16 protein-coding genes are annotated in these 18,219 nt (G+C 40.2%); 9 read left to right on the top strand and 7 right to left on the bottom strand.

Translation table 11 applies throughout. From position 1 onward, the window contains the following. Positions 1-18: 18 nt before the first annotated feature. Both rpsJ and ACF8D3_RS01920 read right to left on the bottom strand, forming a co-directional pair. Positions 19-330 carry a 30S ribosomal protein S10 gene (gene rpsJ / locus ACF8D3_RS01925; RefSeq protein WP_000070912.1) on the bottom strand — a complete coding sequence of 104 codons (312 nt, stop codon included), beginning with the start codon at positions 328-330 and terminating at the stop codon, positions 19-21. A gap of 226 nt (positions 331-556) precedes the next feature. Continuing rightward, positions 557-1,285, bottom strand: coding sequence for a type 1 glutamine amidotransferase (locus tag ACF8D3_RS01920; RefSeq protein ID WP_004877635.1), 729 nt, complete (start codon positions 1,283-1,285; stop codon positions 557-559). Between the two features lie 168 nt (positions 1,286-1,453). On the opposite strand from ACF8D3_RS01920, the gene ACF8D3_RS01915 reads away from it, so the two are divergent. The 6 genes from ACF8D3_RS01915 to ACF8D3_RS01890 all read left to right on the top strand — a co-directional run bounded on the left by ACF8D3_RS01915 (position 1,454) and on the right by ACF8D3_RS01890 (position 8,025). Then, positions 1,454-2,647, top strand: coding sequence for a PLP-dependent transferase (locus ACF8D3_RS01915; protein ID WP_392469819.1), 1,194 nt, complete (start codon positions 1,454-1,456; stop codon positions 2,645-2,647). 19 nt (positions 2,648-2,666) lie between these two features. Continuing rightward, positions 2,667-4,217 (top strand): helicase HerA-like domain-containing protein, encoded by a 1,551-nt coding sequence (locus tag ACF8D3_RS01910; RefSeq protein WP_061393258.1) that lies wholly within the window; start codon positions 2,667-2,669, stop codon positions 4,215-4,217. Between the two features lie 141 nt (positions 4,218-4,358). Beyond that, positions 4,359-5,570 (top strand): NO-inducible flavohemoprotein, encoded by a 1,212-nt coding sequence (gene hmpA / locus ACF8D3_RS01905; protein WP_392469816.1) that lies wholly within the window; start codon positions 4,359-4,361, stop codon positions 5,568-5,570. Between the two features lie 80 nt (positions 5,571-5,650). Next, the gene (locus ACF8D3_RS01900; RefSeq protein ID WP_004877642.1) at positions 5,651-6,103 is read left to right on the top strand and encodes an Rrf2 family transcriptional regulator; all 453 of its coding nucleotides are present in this window, start codon (positions 5,651-5,653) and stop codon (positions 6,101-6,103) included. 71 nt (positions 6,104-6,174) lie between these two features. Next, positions 6,175-6,951 carry a ribosome biogenesis GTP-binding protein YihA/YsxC gene (yihA, locus tag ACF8D3_RS01895; protein WP_392469814.1) on the top strand — a complete coding sequence of 259 codons (777 nt, stop codon included), beginning with the start codon at positions 6,175-6,177 and terminating at the stop codon, positions 6,949-6,951. Positions 6,952-7,080: 129 nt separating this feature from the next. After that, the gene (locus ACF8D3_RS01890; protein ID WP_392469812.1) at positions 7,081-8,025 is read left to right on the top strand and encodes a metal-dependent hydrolase; all 945 of its coding nucleotides are present in this window, start codon (positions 7,081-7,083) and stop codon (positions 8,023-8,025) included. A 68-nt stretch (positions 8,026-8,093) separates the two neighbouring features. Here ACF8D3_RS01890 and ACF8D3_RS01885 read toward each other — a convergent pair whose 3' ends face one another. After that, positions 8,094-9,335: a dicarboxylate/amino acid:cation symporter gene (locus ACF8D3_RS01885; RefSeq protein WP_392469810.1), complete on the bottom strand. Its 1,242-nt coding sequence runs from the start codon at positions 9,333-9,335 to the stop codon at positions 8,094-8,096. Between the two features lie 130 nt (positions 9,336-9,465). Continuing rightward, positions 9,466-10,338, bottom strand: coding sequence for an acyl-CoA thioesterase II (locus ACF8D3_RS01880; RefSeq protein ID WP_004877654.1), 873 nt, complete (start codon positions 10,336-10,338; stop codon positions 9,466-9,468). A gap of 277 nt (positions 10,339-10,615) precedes the next feature. Here ACF8D3_RS01880 and plsB point away from each other — a divergent pair, with 277 nt between their 5' ends. After that, positions 10,616-13,162: a glycerol-3-phosphate 1-O-acyltransferase PlsB gene (gene plsB / locus ACF8D3_RS01875; RefSeq protein WP_392469808.1), complete on the top strand. Its 2,547-nt coding sequence runs from the start codon at positions 10,616-10,618 to the stop codon at positions 13,160-13,162. Positions 13,163-13,196: 34 nt separating this feature from the next. Here the strand turns inward: plsB and ACF8D3_RS01870 are convergent, their stop codons facing one another. Both ACF8D3_RS01870 and ACF8D3_RS01865 read right to left on the bottom strand, forming a co-directional pair. After that, the gene (locus ACF8D3_RS01870) at positions 13,197-14,177 is read right to left on the bottom strand and encodes a putative solute-binding protein (RefSeq protein WP_392469806.1); all 981 of its coding nucleotides are present in this window, start codon (positions 14,175-14,177) and stop codon (positions 13,197-13,199) included. A 126-nt stretch (positions 14,178-14,303) separates the two neighbouring features. Further along, on the bottom strand, positions 14,304-15,122 hold the full coding sequence (locus ACF8D3_RS01865; protein ID WP_392469803.1) for an NAD-dependent epimerase/dehydratase family protein: 819 nt from the start codon (positions 15,120-15,122) through the stop codon (positions 14,304-14,306). A gap of 18 nt (positions 15,123-15,140) precedes the next feature. Between ACF8D3_RS01865 and recG the strand changes: the two genes are divergently transcribed. Continuing rightward, on the top strand, positions 15,141-17,186 hold the full coding sequence (gene recG, locus ACF8D3_RS01860; protein WP_061517621.1) for an ATP-dependent DNA helicase RecG: 2,046 nt from the start codon (positions 15,141-15,143) through the stop codon (positions 17,184-17,186). Next, on the top strand, positions 17,173-17,823 hold the full coding sequence (locus tag ACF8D3_RS01855) for a ComF family protein (protein WP_392469800.1): 651 nt from the start codon (positions 17,173-17,175) through the stop codon (positions 17,821-17,823). The genes recG and ACF8D3_RS01855 overlap by 14 nt, the downstream gene beginning before the upstream one ends. On the opposite strand, the gene ACF8D3_RS01850 is transcribed toward ACF8D3_RS01855, so the two are convergent. Next, entirely contained in the window at positions 17,807-18,214 is a 408-nt protein-coding gene (locus ACF8D3_RS01850) for an NUDIX domain-containing protein (protein WP_192413930.1), read from the bottom strand. The genes ACF8D3_RS01855 and ACF8D3_RS01850 overlap by 17 nt on opposite strands. Positions 18,215-18,219 lie beyond the last annotated feature (5 nt).

The following is an 18,219-nucleotide window of genomic DNA, read 5'->3' as shown; positions in this document are numbered from 1 at the left end:
GTTAATCAACCGAAAGCCTTAACCCAAAGCGATCTGAACATCTACACCAGCAGCAAGATCTAACTTCATCAATGCATCAACAGTTTTATCTGTAGGTTGAACGATGTCGATCAAACGTTTATAAGTGCGGATTTCATACTGGTCACGAGCGTCTTTGTTGACGTGTGGTGAAGTAAGAACGTTGAAGCGTTCGATGCGAGTAGGCATCGGAATTGGACCACACACTTGTGCGCCAGTACGCTTAGCGGTTTCTACGATCTCTTGAGCAGATTGATCGATCAGACGATGATCAAAAGACTTCAAACGGATACGAATTCTCTGGTTAGACATACCAGTAAACTCCAAGCCAAATATATAAAGAATCACCCATGACGCACCTCACCATTTGGCAAGTGTCAAGGGCAGTGAAATTCACTAAGGTCGTGATCGATGCCACGACTGTAATGCGTTAACTACTTTCTTCGTAGAAAACGCCCTCCATTTGAGGGTCGCTTATTATAACTATTGTTTAAGTCTTATGCAATTCTTCTTTTAATTTTTTAACTTTAAAGTTTTGTTAAGCACTTACTACATATTCAATCGCTTGGTTTAACAACGTATTCCCCTGCTCAAATTTAGTTTGATTTGATCGTTTTAAATCACTCATTGACTGAACATACTCTCCATCAAAAATTGCCAAGTCCTCTTCATTTTCAATTAATAGCTGTAAAGCATGCGGTGTCATTTCAGGATGAAATTGAAACCCCAATACATTTCGACCAATTTGATAGAGTTGATTACGGCATACTTTATTTTCAGCCAAACGCACACCGCCTTTTGGAATTTCAAAAGTTTCACTATGCCATTGCATAATATTAATCTTTTCAGGGATCTGAAAGCATTCTTCTGGAATATGTGAAGCTCTACCAACATCCATCCAACCTAATTCCTGATGACGATTACGGCTCACCGCAGCGCCTAATGCATTTGCTATAAGTTGTCCACCAAGGCACAAACCGATTGCAGGCTTACCTGCCGCTAAATAACGACGTAACCATCTTTTTTCTAGTTTTAACCATGGATAATTCGCTTCATCATTCACACTCATGGTTCCTCCCATGATAATGAGTAAATCAACTTCATCCACTCGAGGTAATGCTTCTAGCTCTAATGGCAAATCTACAGGTAAGGCAAAAAATTCGGTTGCCGTAATCTTTGCCTTATGTGCCTTTAGGAAGTCATAACAACTCCCATAACCTTCGCCTGCAATGTGCTGAAAATAATGCACTCTTAAATGCGACTTCATGCGCTCAAACCTATTATCGTTAGAATGATAAGTAAGTCTTAGCAAAAATAAAGCCAGTTTTTCTCCAAGCGCTTTATCTGTAACGATTCTGTACAAAAGATGCAAACCACTGGCAGCTTTTGTTATTTTCTCTTAACCTAAATTATTATATTGCTTTGATTTTGCACCATGACTAAACATAAGAATGCACAAACTGATTTAATTCATGCACCACGAACAGCTCCTCAATATATAGAAACGATTCAACCTCCCCTATATCGTGCGTCGACCATTATTTTTAAAAGCACATCGCACCTTTTTGATCGTCACTGGACCGATCGCTATGATTATAGTTACGGCACACATGGGACACCGACAACATTTACTTTAGGCGATAACATCGCTCAAATCGAAGGCGGCATTTTCAGCTTACTTGCGCCTAGTGGTCTATCTGCAATTAATTTGGTCAATACCACTTTATTAAGTTCAGGTGATGAAGTCTGGGTAGCCGACAACATTTATGGGCCTAACCTTGAGCATTTAAACAACCTACAAGATCGTTACGGTATTTCCGTCAAAATTTATAACCCTATTGATGCCGATAGCTTTCAGCCTACTGAAAAAAGCAAACTTATTTGGCTAGAGGCAGCGGGTTCAGTGACACTCGAATTTCCTGATCTAAAAAATTTAGTCAAAAAAGCACAACAAGCTAATGTCATCACTGCCTTAGACAATACTTGGGGAGCTGGTCTAGCATTTAATGCATTTGATTTTTCAGATGAACATTTATCAGTAGATTTAACTGTGCATGCACTCACCAAATACCCAAGCGGTGGCGGCGATATTTTAATGGGTTCAGTAGTGACCAGAGATCAACAATTACATCACAAGCTTTTCAAAATGCATGCGACACAAGGGATCTGCGTTTCAGGAGATGATAGTGCTCAAATCCAACGTAGTCTGGCACATATGTCGCTACGTTATGACCAGCAATCGCTTAATGCAATCAAAGTCTTAGATTGGTTAAAACAGCAACCGCAATTTAGCCAAATATTACACCCAAGTTTAAGCAATGCTGCGGGTCATCAATTTTGGGCTGAAGTTTGTAGTACAGGTAAAAGCGCAGGTTTAGTAAGTGTCATTTTTAAGCCAGATTATGATTTAACCGCTGTCCGTAAATTTTGCGACAGCCTGCAATTATTTAAACTGGGTTTTAGTTGGGGTGGGCCTGTGAGCTTGGCGATGCCCTACGATTTAAAACAGATGCGTTCGCTTAGCAATACACATTTACAACAAGGTTTATTGGTTCGCTTCTGTATAGGACTAGAACATCCAGAAGATTTAATTCAAGATATTCAAAATGCATTAAAACAGCTCGAATGAAATCAAAAATAGGTGAAGAATGAGTACACCAATTGTTATTGCTAAGAAAACCACAGATACAACACAAGATATCGTTTTACATTCACAATTTGCAAACCGACATGGCTTGATTGCAGGCGCGACGGGTACGGGTAAAACCGTCACACTCAAAGTTCTTGCTGAAAGCTTTTCGCGTCTTGGTGTGCCTGTATTTTTAGCCGATGCCAAAGGTGATGTTTCCAGTCTTGCAAAAGCAGGAACAAGCAGCCCTAAATTTGATGAGCGCTTGAAACTTTTAGGCATAGAGTCAGTTCCATTTGCAGCTTCACCTGTGATTTTTTGGGATTTATTTGGCCAACAAGGACACCCCATTCGCACAACGATTTCAGAAATTGGTCCACTATTATTAGCTCGGATGCTGAATCTAAATGACACGCAAGAAGGTGTGCTATCAGCAGTCTTCAGAATTGCAGATGATCAAGGCCTATTGCTCATCGACTTTAAAGATTTAAAAGCTATGCTGACCTATGTCAGTGAAAATGCGGCTGATCTTAAAGCAGAATATGGCAACCTCTCACCTGCAAGTCTTGGTGCAATCCAACGCAACTTACTGGCGCTTGGCGATCAAGGGGGCGAACAATTCTTTGGTGAGCCGAGCCTCAATATTTTAGACTTCATTCAAACCGATTCGAATGGTCATGGCTATATTAATATTTTAGCTGCTGACAAACTCATGAATACCCCCAAGCTTTATGCCACATTCCTACTTTGGATGCTGTCTGAACTTTTTGAACAGTTACCCGAAGTTGGTGATATGGATAAACCTAAACTGGTATTTTTCTTCGATGAGGCGCATTTACTCTTTGACAATGCCAGCCAAAATTTACAAGAAAAAATTGAGCAAGTGGTTCGCCTGATTCGTTCTAAAGGGGTTGGGATTTACTTCATCACCCAAAATCCACTCGACTTACCTGAAAGCGTCTTAGGACAACTTGGTAACCGTGTACAGCATGCGTTAAGAGCATTCACACCAAAAGACCAAAAAGCAGTAAAGACCGCTGCAGATACCTTTCGCGCTAACCCAGATTTTAAGGTTGATCAAGCGATCACTGAACTTGCTGTCGGTGAAGCACTGATTAGCTGCTTAGATGAACAAGGTACGCCACAAATTGTAGAACGCGGCTGGGTTATGCCCCCCTACTCCGCATTTAACCCAATTACACCTGAAGAGCGACAAGTGATTATTGCGCAAAGCATTGTGGCGGGTGTCTATGATCAAGCGGTCGATCGTGATAGCGCTTATGAATTACTACAACAGAAAGTACTTCAACAAGCTCAACAAAAAGAAGCTGATGCTCTCGCTAAACAGCAAAGTAAAGAACAAGAAATTTTAGCCAAACAACAAGCAAAAGAACAAGAACGTTTTGCTAAAGAGCAGCAAAAAGCGGCGGAGAAAGCACAACGTGATCGCGAAAAATTAACACAAGATATTGTTGGGACATTCGCCAAAAGTGCGGCAAGAAGCTTAGGCGGCAGCACAGGACAAAAAATTGTACGTGGTTTGCTCGGTTCGCTATTTGGAAAGAAATAAAAGCTTTTCCAATGATTAATCAAGGGATAATTTATTATCCCTTATTTTTTTTATGGAATTTATTCTAAGATGTATTGCAAATACATTTTATAAGATGTATTTTAAATGCATCTTATAAATCTTAGCCAAGAGAGATCACTCATGACTCCGCAGCAAATCGACCTAGTAAAAGCTACTGTTCCTGTTCTCCGTGAAAATGGTGTCGCGCTAACGGGGTACTTCTATAACCGTATGCTGGGCAATAATCCTGAATTAAAAGAAACCTTTAATATGGGACATCAACGTAGCGGTGCTCAGGCTCAAGCACTCGCAGGTACTGTTTTAGCTTATGCAGAAAATATTGAAGACCCCTCTGTGCTACTCCCTGTCGTCGAGTTAATCGCACACAAACATGTCAGCCTGAATATTCAAGCACCTGACTACAATATTGTGGGTGAAAATCTTCTGCATTCAATTAGTGAAGTTCTCAGCATTTCTATGGATGATCCACTCATTGATGCTTGGGCTGCGGCTTATGGTCAATTAGCTGATCTTTTCATTAGCACAGAAAAAGCCATTTATGATCAACACCAACAAACCAAAGGTAGTTGGTTAGGTTGGCGTAATTTTAAAATTGCGAAAAAAGTTGTGGAAAGTGAAGAAATCACTTCGTTCTATCTCGAACCTGTCGACGGTGGCGATTTACCAAAATATGAAGCAGGCCAATACATTTCAGTTCGTGTATTTGTTCCTGAACTCAACTTAAAACAACCTCGTCAATATACTTTATCAACTTGCCCGCAAAGCGATTACCTTCGTATCTCAGTCAAACGAGAAGATGAAAAAGGCGATCTCGCAAGTGGTTGGGTATCTAGCACTTTACATAGTTTGGCAGAAGGTGCTGAAATTGAAGTATCCGCACCTACAGGTAATTTCTATCTGATTGATAGCAGTAAACGCAATGTATTTATTAGCGGTGGTGTTGGCTTAACTCCAATGATCGCGATGCTAAATCAACTCGTAACACTGGATATGCCGCAACCAGTTAGCTTTATCCATGCATGTCGCAGTAGCCATGTTCATGCAATGAAAAAACATATTCATGCGCTTAAATCACAATATCCTCGCTTGAGCACATTCACAGCCTATGAATTCCCACATCAAAATGATGTATTAGGTGAAGATTATAATCTCGCAGGACGCTTAGATTTGAGTTCAATCGATACGGCGATCTTGCCAGCAAATGCCGATTACTATTTATGTGGCCCTATGCCGTTTATGGCAGAGCAACACAAAGCGCTGGTTGCTCGTGGCATTCCAGCTGAAAACATTCATAGCGAAGCATTTGGAACAGGCGGCGTAAAACTAAGCTGATCTCGATCAGTGTTTTGCATAAGGCTAGTCGGTGATATAGACTAGCCTTTTCTATCTATAACAATAGATTGGGCGAAGTTATGCAACTCAATAAATTTACTGATTATGCATTAAGGATTTTATTGTATGTCGCTCGTCCAAACGATGTGCCTTATACAATCGCCGATATAGCCAAAGACCTCCATGTCTCACAAAACCATTTGGTGAAAGTTGTTCACTTTATGGGGAAACAACATTGGATTGTCACCATCCGCGGCAAAGGCGGTGGAATTCGCTTAAATCCAGATGCACGCAATATCAAACTCGGTGAAATTGTTCGTATTTTGCAAGGTAATCACCAAATCGTAGAATGTAATACTCCACCTTGTGTATTACGCTCTCAATGTGGCCTGAAAGGTATCTTAGATCAAGCTCTAGAAAGCTTTTACCAAAGCCTTGACCGCTATACTTTAGGCGAAGTTTTACAACACGGTATTCTACCGTCCTCTCAAAGCTCTCATATTGATTTTTTACAACTCACTCAAAAAGCTTAACCATCACATTCGCACGATTCCCTGACATCCTTTATAATAGCTTTGCTATTTCAATTCAAAAGTAAGCTTCTATGCGTCAGCGTCAACAATCTAAAGACACCAAAGCCAAACTCGCACCTAAACAAAAAATCAGTTATGAAAAGAAAACTGATCCTGCATTAACTGAGTATGCGGTACAGTCTTTAAATTGGTTACGCCAAGCTGAGTTTTTAATGAGTGCGCCTAAGCTCGCTTTATGCGTAGAAGATACAGGCTATGAAATTGCATTTGCAGGACGTTCGAATGCTGGTAAATCAAGTGCAATCAATGCACTAACCAATCAAAAGCAACTTGCACGCGCTTCTAAAAAACCTGGTCGTACTCAAATGATCAACTTTTTTAGCTTAGGAAATCCTGACCAACGCTTAGTCGACCTACCTGGTTATGGCTATGCTGCTGTTCCTGAAGCCATGAAAATAGTATGGCAAAAAGAACTTGAGAACTACTTAATCCATCGTAAGAGTTTACAAGGTCTCGTACTGTTGATGGATATTCGCCATCCATTACAACACTTTGATTTAATGATGTTGGAATGGGCACATTCACGTCATTTATTTGTACATATTCTTCTAACAAAAGCGGACAAACTCAACCGTGGCCCAGCGAACAAAACTTTACTAGAAGTCAAACAACAGTTGAAGAAAATAAAACTTGATTTCTCGATTCAATTGTTCTCATCACTCAACCGTATCGGTTTAGAGGAACTCTCAAGCGTGATGGCTGGTCGTTTGAACTATACGCTCGAACAATCGTCTGAATTTGACTTAAATGAAATCCCAGAAGTGTCTGAAACAGACATTGAAGAATAAAAAATGCATTTCATGCAACTTGATGCATTAAATAAATTTTAATTGTCCCGAATTGCTAAACACAAACACTAGGTCGTTTGCATATACTGCTTAGTGTTGGTTCATTGCACTATCGATTAGGACTAAACGATGAAATTACTATCATTTGTGAAGAACAAAGTTCTTGGTTCTTCGATCGACTATAAAATCCTCCCTCGAAAAGTAAAATTTGATTGGGAAAAAACACCTGTAGATTGGATTCCAAATCAGCCTTTTGCCAGCTATTTTATTAATGAAATTAACAATATTTTGCCTGCTGGTGAATTTTGGTTTTGCCGTCTATACAACAAAGTACTGCCAGAAATTACTGATGAGAAATTAAAAGAAGATGTTCAAGCTTTTATTCGTCAGGAAGCAATGCACGCTGTTGCGCATACATCTGCAAATAAAGAATATCTAAGCCAGCGCAATATTGATATTCAACGTAACTTAGACATCATGGATTTCTTATTTACCAAAGCTTTGGCTGACAAACCTTTCGGCAAAGAAGTACCTAAGATACTTGACCATCAATGGGATTTATTCCGCTTAGGTGTGATCGCTACCGTTGAACATATGACCTGTGTTCTTGGTAAATATGCACTCTATAATAAACGCTGGGAAGAGCTCGGTGCCGATCCTGAGATGATCGATTTGATCAAATGGCATGGTTCAGAAGAAATCGAACATCGTACAGTTGCATTTGATCTCTACCGTCATTTAGGCGGTGGCTATATTGCACGTTACTACCTTAGCGTTGCCGTAATTGTTGGCGTTCTAGGACTTTGGGTTGATGGTGCAGCGCATATCATGAGCCAAGATCCACGCTTTACTGATAAGAAACCAAGTCTATTCAAACCTTGGGTTTGGCTAGAATGGTATAAGATCGGCAGCAAGGACAACCAAATTCTTCCAAATCCAATTTGGTTGGTTGCTCAGCAAATTGATTACTTAATGCCTTGGTATGACCCTGTAAAAGAAGGGAATACTCAAGATGCTGTGAATTACCTCACTAACTCACCAGCTGCAAAACGCGCTTTACAACAAGCTGCGTAATTCAAGTTAATAAAAAAAGCAGGAGTTATCTCCTGCTTTTTTTTTACGCCTGATTTATAGTGGGAAAATCAGCTTGGTTCTGTTTCTACTTGCTTCGCATAGCGATCAACAACCACACTAATCATCATATCGCCTTGTACATTCACAACGGTACGCACCGTATCCAACAAACGATCAATCGGAAGTAAGATTGCGATTGCCTCTGCTGGTAATCCAACAGATTGCAGCACCATAATCATCGTCACCATGCCAGCACTTGGAATTCCTGGCGCACCCAAAGATGCAATAATCGCAGTCAAACATACAATAATTTGCTGCGTTAAACTTAAATCTAACCCCATCAGATTTGCAATAAACAATGCTGCCGCAGCCTCATAAAGCGCTGTTCCATCCATATTTAACTGCGTACCCAAAGGAATTACAAAACCCGCTGTTTGTGGACGAACGCCTAAATTTTCCTGAGCACACTTCAAACTAAGTGGCATCGTTGCCGAACTTGAACTGGTTGCAAATGCAGTCACCAATGCAGCTCTAGCTCCTCTAAAAAAGGTTATTGGATTCATCTTTCCAAATATCCAAAGCAACAACGGCAGTACCACGAGACCATGAAAAATCGTTGTACCTGTCACCACAACTGCAAACTCGAACAGTCGACTCAAAACAGAGAGGTCTTCGGTTGCAATTAATTTCGCAAGTAAGGCAAAAATCCCAATTGGTGCAAGCTTCATCACCCAACCCACCAACATCATCATTATTTCAAAAAATTGCTGACTGATTTGCCGAACTGAATTGAACCGCTCACCTCCTTTTACCAAAGCAACGCCAAGGAATAGCGCGAATACCACAACAGCCAGCACATTGCCATCACTGAATGCCTTGAAAGGATTAATTAAAGTATTTTGAATAAAGTTCGTTAAAAAGCTGGATGGTGTCAGCGTAGCTGGTATTTCATGGCTCTGCATCGCAGCCTGAAATACCGTAATATCAATTCCCTTTCCGACCTCAAAAATATGCGCACAGCTAATTCCAAGAATGAGAGCTAGTGTCGTTGTCGTTAAGCAACTCAGTGCGGTCACTTTCCAAACGCGACCAAACTGCCCACCTGCTTGTAAATTGGAAACACCCACGACAATCGAACTGAAAATCAGTGGGATCAATAACATTTTTAACAAACCAATAAAAATGCTACTTAAAATTCCAAGTCCATATAAACTATTTGCAGCAAAGACGGTATCTGGCTGTGCTGTGAGCAAAAGTCCAAATAGCACACCAAAGATTGCGGCAATTAAAATTTGTGTATTTAAATTCATTCTAAAAATAAGGAATTGATGAACTATCAATACTATGGCATGTGCTTATTGAAGATTCGAGCAATTTTTTGTCACAGCTCCAATAATAAAAAAACCATCAAACTGATGGTTTTTTTATTATGAAAGATGGCTATTGCGTTTCAATTTCTCTGAGCCGAATCAAGCCTTCTTGTACAGTACTACAAACAAGCTGACCATTCTGCCACATCTTGCCAAAGTTCAAACCACGAGAACTCGCACTCACAGTCGCTTCCATATCGTATAGCATCCAATCATCAGCACGTAATGGTCTGTGGAAGTAAATCGTATGGTCAATACTTGCACATTGTAAGTTTGGTGAAATCCACGACAAACCATGCGGCCGTAATGCTGTGGTCATCAATGTAAAGTCTGAATAAAATGCCACAATTGCCTGATGCAATGAAATTTCATCTAGCTCTGACGGAATCGTGCCATGAGTCCGAATATAATGCGCGTAAAACGGCGCTTCTGGTTGTGGCTGAAATGGATTAATCAATTGCGTTGGTCGAATTTCGACATGACGTTCACGCATAAAACTCGCGCGCACATTTTCAGGCACAAAATTAATTAGACTTTCTTTGAGTTCATTTTCTGACTTTAATGTCTCAGGTGCTGGGTATTCTGGTTCTTTATGTTGATAATTCAAACCCTCTTCAGGATAGGCAAAAGATACCATCGCAGAAAAGATTACACGCCCATGTTGAATGGCTTTGACTTGACGGCTTGCAAAACTTTTACCATCTCGAAGCGGCTCAACTTCATAAATAATCGGCGCATTTACATCCCCACCATACAAAAAATATGCATGTAAAGAATGTGCTGGACGGTCAGTTGTATATGATGCAGCGCGCAATGCCTGACCAAGCACTTGTCCACCAAACACTCGTTTCCCGACTAAATTACGGCTATTGCCTCTAAAAATATGATCTTCAATCCTTTCTAGGGTCAACAATTCAACGAGTTCTTGAGTCAAAGCATTCATATAATAACCTTCCAACATCAATCAGGAGAAATTAACCCATTCTTGTGGGGTTAATATTTCGATTGTGCCATAAATTCCAATAAAGATGCTCAGGATAAAATGATTCGTCCGTCACATTCGTATTTAGTTATACCTGCTAAAAATACGATTTTTAACGATAAAATCTACCAAATACGCTATATTTTGTCAGAAAATAACATACCGTTTTATGTAAGAATATCGCAGAATGTCGTGTTCATCATGACTCGATGTCAGGATTATTATTTAGGAGTTTGTAATGTCCAAGACTGGATTTGGTCAAATGTATCGCCAACTTTCGAGTAAGTTACTTGACCTTGTGGTAACCCCACATGTTCTTGGTGAAGTTCCTACAGAATCCACCACAGTAGAGCAAAGTACAACTGATTCAAATAAACTTGTGTGCTATGTTTTACAAAATTACTCTCGTAGTAATGCGCTTGTGGTTGATGGAGAAACGAGACGTTTACATTTAAAACCAGCCCTAGACCCTTTGGCTTTTGGGACTTATCAAGAAAAAAATTCAGTTCTCTTTTTACACCATAACGAAAACAATTTCTTCAATACCCAAACCTATCCCCCACGCCTTTTACAACTCATCGAAGCGCTAGAGCAAAATCCAGATGTAGAAGTGGAATTGGTTCCTGTGACTGTGCTTTGGGGACGTTCACCAGATAAAGAAGATTCTTGGTTCAAATTATTATTTTCAGATACTTGGGCAACACCAGGTACAGTTAAACAACTCGTCAACATTGGTCTGCATGGTCGTCAATCTTATTTAGAGTTTCACGAGCCGCAATCTCTACGTGAATTGGTAGATTATGCCAAGACTAACCATCCAAATATCTCACCAGCAACGTATATTGCCAGCTCGTTAGATACGTATTTGGATCAGCAACGTGAAGTGGTACTTGGCCCTGACTTGTCTGACCGTCGCAATGTCATGCAATCAGTGATCAAATCACCTGAGGTACAAGATGCCATTCGTCGTGAAAGCATTCAGCACAAAATCAGTATGCTTGAAGCCGAACGTCGTGCTATTGGTTATGTCAATGAAATCGTTTCTGACTATTCTGCTTCCGCAGTACGTTTTGCGGATATGGCATTAACTCGTTTATGGACTCAGCTCTATGACGGCGTTGAAGTACATAACTTCAGTACAGTCCGTGAATTAGCAAAAGACTACGAGATCGTTTATACACCTTGTCATCGAAGCCATATCGACTATTTATTATTGTCGTATGTCATTTATAAACGTGGTTTGATGATCCCGTATATTGCTGCGGGTGATAACTTGAACTTACCTTTTGTAGGTCAACTACTCCGCGGTGGCGGCGCATTCTTTATTCGTCGTTCATTCCGTGGCAATGCGCTTTATACTTCTGTATTTAAAGAATATTTGTATAGTATTTTGTCACGCAACACACCAATTGAATACTTTATTGAAGGTGGTCGTTCACGTACTGGTCGTTTACTTCCGCCAAAAACGGGTATGTTGGCAATGACCATCCAAGGTCATTTACGAGGCCCTGCAAAACCAATTGTTTTTGTTCCAACCTATATCGGTTATGAGCGCTTAATGGAAGGCTCAACCTATGTTGGTGAAATGCAAGGCAAACCAAAAGAAGCTGAATCAATTTTTGGTATCGTAAAAACCTTACGAAAAATTGAACGTATCTTCGGTAAAGTGCATGTGAATTTTGGTGAGCCAGTATTCCTTGATGATATTTTGAAGCAAAACAATGCGGATAATATCCAAATCGAAACGGCAAGCTCAACTGAACTCTCTAATGTGGTTTCAAGTTCTGCAAATGTCATTTTAGAAAATATCAACCGTGCAGTGGTGATCAACCCTGTTTCGCTATTGGCTTTAATTTTATTAGCAACACCAAAACACACCTTAGATGAAGAAATCTGTGCGAAGCAACTCGATATTTATCGTGATTTAGCAACACAGCACCCTTATGATGAGCGCACGCAAGTAACGCCATTATCGGGTAAAGAAATTATTGCTTATGGCTTGAAATTAAAGCTAATCAAACGTGTTCAACACGTACTGGGTGACATTATTGCGATTGAGGATAACCAAGCGGTTCTACTCACTTACTTCCGTAACAATATTTTGCATGCCTTTGTTTTACCTTCATTAGTTGCTTCATTGGTTGAGCACAATGGTAAAATCCATAAAACAGATTTGAGTAATGTGATCCGTACCTTGTATCCATTCTTGAAAGCTGAATTGTTTATGAAATGGCAACCATCTGAGTTACAGCAGCATATTGATAGCTATATCGATGCACTTGCTCAAACAGGTCTGATTTTCCAAGATCAGGAAGGCAATCTTTTCAGCCCAACACCAAACAGTGAAGAGCATCAAAAACTCTTAACGCTTGCAATGCCTGTTAAACAAAGTTTAGAACGCTATTACATGACTTTAGCGCTGATTACGCAACGTGGTTCAGGCAATATTTCAACTAAACAAGTCGAAGAACTCAGCCACTTACTCGGTCAACGCTTGTCTGTGTTATATGAATTCAATTCACCTGAATTCTTCGATAAAGCTTTATTCCAAAGTTTCATTAAAGTCTTAACTCAACAAAACTATATCCGTAACAACGATCAAGGTTTTATTGAATATGATGATAATTTCAGTGAAATGGCAGCTGGAGCGCAGTTGGTGCTAGATGAAGCGACATTACAAATGTTGCAACACATCACAACTTTTAGTGATGAAGAACTTGCAGAAGCGTTAGAGGCTATGGCTTCGCAACAAGCAAAACGTCGCTTAAAGCGCAAGAAAGCTTAAATAGTAAAAAAGGCAACTTCGGTTGCCTTTTTATTTATTTTCGACACTCTAAATATTGAGGTTCATCAATACATCTCAATCGTTTAATTAATTCAACGAAATACGCATCATAATAGCCAAGATCAACATAACGGTTACGAATCTTCGCAACCATTGCTTCATATCCCTGCTTTTCAAAATTAGAAATATCTGCCCAATAATATGCAGGGAGATGATTTTCCCATTGAATTGCCTGCGCTGCTAAAACGTTATTATTTTTCACGAACCAGCCTCTGATTTGATGTCCAAAACCTACAGGATAGTCTTTAGGACGAATAATAATGTTAATCGCAAAATAGGCAACAGGGAAATTCACCACCTGTGTCGACTCGCCAAACTCTTGTTTAATGTTATATGGCAATACGCCATAAGCTGGGGCTGCCAAAATATCAATTTTCTTTTGCTTAAATAAATCAATCGCATCTGAAAAATCAACATATACCGCTTTCGCAGCAACACTTTGTACGAGTGCCTGCTGTGGTGGATTATCTTCAAGAATCCCAATACGCTTATTCTTTAACTGAGATACTTTATTGATCTGTTGCGTATTCATGATCATATTTGCTGTGCCAATCGGAATCATTCCAATGGCCTCATAATCTTGACCAATCATACGTTTTTCAACATGCACATTATTTAAGAGTTGCAGAAACATTCGAGCAACTCGATTATTTGAAATTGTACCGATTCCACCCGTACTGCCTAGGAAATGGTTATAACGATACGTATTAAAATTAGAAGCCGCTATCCCTGAACATTTTTTTTGGTCAAAAGCTAGAATTGCATTTTTTTCATTCTTGAAAAACTGAAATTTTAAATCGACTCGATTCTGTAATGCAGACAAACGTACATCTTGCAAACGACGACTAATATCACCTTTTGAGCCGAGTGGGTCGAACACACACCATGTCTGTTCACCTGACCAGCTCGCAGTTGACATCAGCCCTAATAACACTAAACAAATTATTTTTCTCATATCCAACCTTTAATGCCCGACTGCAAACCTCGTGCATAATTCAGGCAGTTCCTTTACGGAATTTGTTGATATTTAAAATTCAAAATCCATACCAACAATTCAAAGCATACTTGCAGTCTAGCCTAATTATTTTTCATTACTATGTACGTGTAGCAACTCAGCATAGTCATTAAAGCAAATGGGATGATTAAGTTTAAAATCAGTTTTAGCCAATCGCGTTGCAAAAATTTGCTTGCCAGTCTGCTGATCAGAAGCAAGCTTTAGCGGTGGTAATCCTAACTTTTGTTGAAACCACAATAAAATCTCATGCATTGGAATCGGGATGTTATTGGTCACAATATAACTCGATTCAAAGGTTTGAATATCTGCTAAAAATGCCAAGAATCTAGCTAAATCATCCACATGGATACGATTACTAAAATGGATCGCTGGATAAGTTTGTGTGTGTTCTGCGAGTCTTTTTAATCGAGCAATTGAAGTCCCATAAATTCCTGTAGGACGAACAATAATGCTCTGCTGTGGATAATAATCCTGCCACAACAACTCCATTTTTCGAAGTAGATGTCCTTGCTCATCGATAGGTTGAATCACCGACTCATCATCGATGCGCTGGCCTTCGCTTTCACCATAAACACGAGTTGAAGAAACAATCACAATACGCTGAACACGATGATGCTTTAATGCTGCTGCAATCGGCTGAACACTCTCTACATAGGTCTGTTGATAGGCTTCCACGCCACTTTCCGACGGCGCTAAGATCACATAAACCATGTCAATCGGTGAGAATGATGTTAAATCAAGTTGATGAACATCTTGAATATAATGCGTCGCGTAACAGTCTGTTTTTGGACTGCGACTAATTGTGCTAATGTGGTGATCTTGCTCAAATAAGTGTTTAGCGACACGCTGAGATGTTTTACCATAACCAATAAATAAAATATGCATACATATCCTTGATCAAAGATGACTTCAGTCCAGCAATTACAAGGCGTTGGCGCTGCCGCAGCGACCTTATTAGAAAAGCTTCATATTTTTAGCACGGATGATTTGCTATTTCATCTTCCCCGTGACTATGAAGATCGTAGCACTATTATTCCAATGAATCAGCTGGTTGTTGGACGAAGTTATTTACTTGAAGGTGAAGTGCGATCCGTTGATTTTCCACCTGGGAAAAAGAAATCTCTTGCCGCATTGCTCCAAGATGATTTTGGCAAAGTGACTTTACGTTTTTATCATATTTATAAAGGCTTAACTGATCGCATCAAAATGGGACAACGTTTACGGATTTTCGGTGAAGTCCGTGTCGGTGCGCGTGGTTTAGAACTTTATCACCCTGAAATCCAAGTCATTCAACAGCATACGCCACTTCCAAAAACTCAGCTCACGGCAATTTATCCAAGTACAGAAGGACTCACTCAACCTAAGCTACGCGAATATGTTCGCCAAGCATTGCAACATCATAGTGATGATCTTCCTGAATTATTACCAAGTAAGTACAGCAACGGTTATGAGTTAAAACAGGCCCTACACTACATTCATGAACCACCGATTGATGCCAATATGTTACAACTCAATCAAGGTTCACATCCTGCACAACAACGCTTGATTTTTGAAGAACTCGTAGCGCATCAAATTAGCTTATTGACACGTCGTGCTTATATTCGTCAGATTGCCGCACCTCGATTTAGTAGCAGTAAAATACTCGCTAAAAGACTATTAGAAGCATTGCCCTTTCAAATGACCAATGCTCAAAAGCGTGTCTCGAAAGAAATTCTACAAGATCTAAAACAAGATCAACCAATGTTACGTTTGGTTCAAGGTGATGTCGGTGCAGGTAAAACCTTGGTTGCTGCCGTTGCCGCATGTCATGCGCTTGAAGCAGATTGGCAAGTTGCGTTAATGGCACCAACTGAAATTTTAGCGGAACAACATTACTTGAATTTTAAACGTTGGTTTGAACCGCTGGGTATTGAAGTGGCTTGGCTTTCAGGTAAACAAAAGGGCAAAGCGCGTGCGCAAGCTGAGCAACACATCAAAGAGGGTCACGCCCAACTGGTTGTTGGTACGCATGCATTATTTCAAGACAATGTGGAATTTTCAAAATTAGGACTGGTTATTATTGATGAACAGCATCGTTTCGGTGTTGACCAACGTCTCGCTTTACGCAACAAAGGCGTTGATCAGTTCACACCACACCAACTAGTCATGACCGCAACCCCCATTCCTCGTACGCTTGCGATGAGTGCCTATGGTGACCTTGATACTTCTATCATTGATGAACTCCCACCGGGACGAACACCGATTCAAACCGTGACTATTCCTTTGGATCGTCGTGAAGAAGTGTTGCAACGTATCGCTAAGAATTGTCTCGAAGGCAAGCAAGCCTATTGGGTCTGCACACTAGTCGAACAATCCGAAACCTTAGATGCACAAGCCGCTGAAGCAACTTATCAGGAAATCAAAGAACGCTTTCCTGACCTTAAGATTGGATTGGTTCATGGAAAAATGAAGGCTGATGAGAAGCAAGCCGTTATGCAAGCCTTCAAAGACAATCAATCACAACTCCTGATTGCAACGACGGTGATTGAGGTCGGTGTTGATGTTCCCAATGCTTCTATTATGGTGATTGAAAATGCCGAGCGGCTTGGCCTATCTCAGCTACATCAACTTCGTGGTCGTGTGGGACGTGGTGCAACGGCCAGTTTCTGCGCACTGCTTTATAAAACACCACTCTCACAAAATGGGCAGGAACGACTTTCCATTTTAAGAGAAAGTAACGATGGTTTTGTGATTGCAGAAAAAGATTTAGAAATACGTGGCCCCGGTGAATTACTCGGTACTAAACAAACAGGCGATATGGGCTTTCGTGTTGCGCGCTTAGAACGTGATGATCATCTACTGAGTCAAGCACATTATGTGGCTGAACACATTCTCAAAGATTACCCGCAACATGCAGAAGGCTTGCTGAAACGCTGGTTACCTGAAGCACCACGTTATGCCTATGTTTAATTTATTACGTAAACAAACCCGACTGTTGTTGGATTATTTTACGCCATGTGATTTATGTGATGTGGGCATCAAGCAACAGTTTGGCGTTTGTTCAAATTGTTGGCAACAATTACCTTGGTTAAAACAACAAATTCAACGTCATGAACAGCATATTTACGTTGCTTGCCATTATCAATATCCGATTGATCGTATTATTCAACAGTTTAAATATGAGCAAAAACTTGAATATGAACGGCTATTAGCAGGGCTTTTATTACAACTCAAATTGCCTAAAATACAGGCGATTGTGCCTATGCCAATTTCAACAGATCGCTTGATTGAACGAGGCTATAATCAGTCACTTCTGCTCGCCAAAACACTGAGCCTGCACCTGAATGTTCCAATCTGGCAACCTGTACAACGCTTAGCACAGCATTCACAGAAAGGTCTAACTCGCTTAGAGCGACTTGATCATATTGAACAACAATTTATTGCATGCCCACCAAATAAAATCCGTTATCGGAATGTCATGATCGTGGATGACGTGGTGACGACGGGCAGCTCAATCCATGCACTTTCAGAAATACTGAAACAATTGGGCTGCCAAAAAATTAATGCCATTTGTCTCGCTGCTGGCGGTGTTAAGCCATCTGCATAAGTGGTTGATTTTTAAGACACCATGGAATCACCACCTCTTTCGTCAAAGGAGCTAATACAGTAATTTGATCATCTAATTGAATCCACTTCATTTCAGCAATCTCAGCTGCAATCTGAGGAGATTGTTTTAGCTCAACTAAATAAACATAACTCACCAAAAGATGATCAGGCTCATTTGCCGCTTGGGTATGAAACTGCCCAATAAACTTTTTGATTTCCGAATGACAGCCGATCTCTTCCAGTATTTCACGCTGAATCGCAAGCTCAGGTGCTTCATTCAGCTCTAATTTCCCACCAACTTGCATAAAAGCTTGTGTGTTTTGTTTACGCACCAATAATAATTGATTGTTTTCATTCAAAATAACAGCTGCAGCTACAGTAATTGTTTTCACTTTTC

It is taken from the genome of Acinetobacter sp. YQ_14, assembly GCF_043102985.1.
In the GTDB taxonomy this organism is placed as follows: domain Bacteria; phylum Pseudomonadota; class Gammaproteobacteria; order Pseudomonadales; family Moraxellaceae; genus Acinetobacter; species Acinetobacter venetianus.
The sequence above is the reverse complement of the archived record's forward strand: the minus strand, read 5'-3'. Positions and strand labels throughout refer to the sequence as shown.

Bases quoted from the DNA above. Each gene is read 5' to 3' on its own strand.
- rpsJ (WP_000070912.1), bottom strand. From the start codon at position 330: ATGTCTAACCAGAGAATTCGTATCCGTTTGAAGTCTTTTGATCATCGT.
- ACF8D3_RS01920 (WP_004877635.1), bottom strand. From the start codon at position 1,285: ATGAAGTCGCATTTAAGAGTGCATTATTTTCAGCACATTGCAGGCGAA.
- ACF8D3_RS01915 (WP_392469819.1), top strand. From the start codon at position 1,454: ATGACTAAACATAAGAATGCACAAACTGATTTAATTCATGCACCACGA.
- ACF8D3_RS01910 (WP_061393258.1), top strand. From the start codon at position 2,667: ATGAGTACACCAATTGTTATTGCTAAGAAAACCACAGATACAACACAA.
- hmpA (WP_392469816.1), top strand. From the start codon at position 4,359: ATGACTCCGCAGCAAATCGACCTAGTAAAAGCTACTGTTCCTGTTCTC.
- ACF8D3_RS01900 (WP_004877642.1), top strand. From the start codon at position 5,651: ATGCAACTCAATAAATTTACTGATTATGCATTAAGGATTTTATTGTAT.
- yihA (WP_392469814.1), top strand. From the start codon at position 6,175: ATGCGTCAGCGTCAACAATCTAAAGACACCAAAGCCAAACTCGCACCT.
- ACF8D3_RS01890 (WP_392469812.1), top strand. From the start codon at position 7,081: ATGAAATTACTATCATTTGTGAAGAACAAAGTTCTTGGTTCTTCGATC.
- ACF8D3_RS01885 (WP_392469810.1), bottom strand. From the start codon at position 9,335: ATGAATTTAAATACACAAATTTTAATTGCCGCAATCTTTGGTGTGCTA.
- ACF8D3_RS01880 (WP_004877654.1), bottom strand. From the start codon at position 10,338: ATGAATGCTTTGACTCAAGAACTCGTTGAATTGTTGACCCTAGAAAGG.
- plsB (WP_392469808.1), top strand. From the start codon at position 10,616: ATGTCCAAGACTGGATTTGGTCAAATGTATCGCCAACTTTCGAGTAAG.
- ACF8D3_RS01870 (WP_392469806.1), bottom strand. From the start codon at position 14,177: ATGAGAAAAATAATTTGTTTAGTGTTATTAGGGCTGATGTCAACTGCG.
- ACF8D3_RS01865 (WP_392469803.1), bottom strand. From the start codon at position 15,122: ATGCATATTTTATTTATTGGTTATGGTAAAACATCTCAGCGTGTCGCT.
- recG (WP_061517621.1), top strand. From the start codon at position 15,141: ATGACTTCAGTCCAGCAATTACAAGGCGTTGGCGCTGCCGCAGCGACC.
- ACF8D3_RS01855 (WP_392469800.1), top strand. From the start codon at position 17,173: ATGCCTATGTTTAATTTATTACGTAAACAAACCCGACTGTTGTTGGAT.